Origin of the sequence: Lacihabitans soyangensis, assembly GCF_024343775.1 — a bacterium.
Lineage (GTDB): Bacteria > Bacteroidota > Bacteroidia > Cytophagales > Spirosomataceae > Leadbetterella > Leadbetterella soyangensis.
This window is the reverse complement of record NZ_RJUF01000190.1, coordinates 1-2,213: the sequence shown is the minus strand read 5'-3', so window position 1 is coordinate 2,213 and position 2,213 is coordinate 1. Positions and strand designations below refer to the sequence as shown.

Genomic DNA, 2,213 nt, shown 5'->3' with positions numbered 1-2,213 from the left:
TTATTATGGTTTTAAAATGCAGTTGATGATTACACAAAAAGGTGTACCACTGTCTGTTGGATTAACCTCAGCCAATGTTCATGACGTAAACTATCTTGGAATGATAGACAAAAAAGAACAACTTGCAGGTTATGAGTTAATTGCAGACAAAGGTTATCTCTCATTGGGCTATCAAACATCTCTTTTTGAACAAGACAAAATCAGACTAATAACACCAATTAGAGGTAATATGAAAGAAAGAGCAGATGTGTGGAATAAGTCTTATCGATATATTAGAAAAAGAATTGAAACACTTTTTTCACAACTCTGTGATCAAATGATGTTTAAAAGAAACTACTCAAAATCATTAGATGGCCTGCTTACAAGAGTCGTTGCAAAGGTAAACGCTGTAGCTGTTTTACAATTCATAAATATGTCAAACAATAGACCAATAAATCAGTTGAAGCATGCCATGTTTATTTAAACCGCACAAGGGGTTATTTCAGTATCCACAGGCTAAAGCCGGGGGCAATTGAAAACATTTTCTCAAAGCTTGATAATGTATTGCCTCCTGCTTTAGCTGGAGGCCTAATAATTAAGATTACAAGTTGGGCTTTAGCCAAAACATAAAAGCTTCAACATTTCGACTAAAGTCAAATAGGAATTTCTTCTCATTATCCACAGTCTAAAGCCAGTGGCAATTGAAAACATTGTGTCAAAGCTTGATAATGAATTGCCTCCTGTTTTAGCTGGAAGATGAGAATTTAAGAAGATAAATTTTGCTTTAGCCAAAACAAAAAAGCTTAAACATTTCGACTAAAGTCAAATAGGAATTTCTTCTCATTATCCACAGTCTAAAGCTAGTGGCAATTGAAACCTTTGACAAAAAAGATTGATATTCTATGGCCTCCTGATTGGAGTTCTAGCAGAGTCTCCGCAGGGACTCTGCGATGCTAATATTAGAGTTTAATGAATTGCCTCCTGCTTTAGCTGGAGGATGAGAATTTAAGAATACAAATTTTGCTTTAGCCAAAACTTACCAGCCTCAACATTTCGACTAAAGTCAAAAAGGAATCTCTCTCTCATTATCCACAGGCTAAAGCCAGTGGCAATTGAAAACATTGTCTCAAAGCTTGTTAATGAATTGCCTCCTGCTTTAGCTGGAGGTTGAGAATTTAAGAATACAAATTGGGCTTTAGCCAAAACATAAAGGCTTCAACATTTCGACTAAAGTCAAAAAGGAATTTCTCTCAGTATCCACAGGCTAAAGCCAGTGGCAATTGAGACCTTTGACAAAAAAGATTGATATTCTATGGCCTCCTGATTGAAGTTCTAGCAGAGTCTCCGCAGGGACTCTGCGATGCTAATATCTGGTGAGAAAAGCATTAGAGTTTAGTTCAAAGTCCCCTAGTGGGAGACAATTAACGGATATAAACTATTATATCTGTAATACCAAAACTATTTAAAAATCATTTTGATTGATACTTTTTTGTACTGAATCAGAGGGCGTTAAGATAAAATAAGCATGTGATGATTTATCGTTTATAGTATGTTTTGCATTTATTGCTATAGTAGCATCACTTCTACTACTTTCAAATTTCATAAAGGCACACTTATATTTTTCATCAGATTCAAGTTTTTTAAGAATAGTTGTTTTGGCAAAATCAAGTTTCCATGAAGTCATTTCAAGTATTTTAATATTTTCCGGAATATTCAAATCTGGACCATCGTAAGGGTGATCACCACAGAGCATGGGATATCTTATTTTGTACCCCTTATTTTCCAAAGTTTGAAATAGATCGGAAAGTTGAAACGAAATGCTACCAAAATTCCAAAAATCGGGGGAATAACTAAATTTAAAGTAAGAGACTATTTTTGACAGTTTACCATTTTCAAACGTATATTCTACTTTTGCAATCTTACCACCAACAGAAATACCCTCACTAACTAATGTATAAAATTGATTCGATCTTATTTCTCCTGTTATATTTCTTCCTTCTAAATTTGATACTTGATCAATTGACATCCCCCATTTAAGTTCTCTAAAATCGGCTTGAGCATGTACCACAGAAAAAATAGAAACAAATGAAATAACAAAACAAAATACTTTTATCTTCATTTTTTTATAGAGTAAAAAATTAATTAATAGTTTTAAAGCCATTTTACCTATTGATTCGTTTTTGATTTACGAATTGTTGATCCGAAGAAAAATTAAAATAAATTCATCATGTCCA

At 33.4% G+C, this 2,213-nt stretch carries 2 protein-coding genes; one reads left to right on the top strand and one right to left on the bottom strand.

The window, feature by feature from the left end; all coding sequences use genetic code 11:
* A partial coding sequence (locus tag EGI31_RS22455; protein ID WP_255039435.1) for a transposase occupies nt 1-463 on the top strand: 463 nt, incomplete at its 5' end.
* 978 nt (nt 464-1,441) lie between these two features.
* On the opposite strand, the gene EGI31_RS22450 is transcribed toward EGI31_RS22455, so the two are convergent.
* Nucleotides 1,442-2,140: a hypothetical protein gene (locus EGI31_RS22450; RefSeq protein ID WP_255037416.1), complete on the bottom strand. Its 699-nt coding sequence runs from the start codon at nt 2,138-2,140 to the stop codon at nt 1,442-1,444.
* Nucleotides 2,141-2,213 lie beyond the last annotated feature (73 nt).

Bases quoted from the DNA above. Each gene is read 5' to 3' on its own strand.
- EGI31_RS22450 (WP_255037416.1), bottom strand. From the start codon at position 2,140: ATGGCTTTAAAACTATTAATTAATTTTTTACTCTATAAAAAAATGAAG.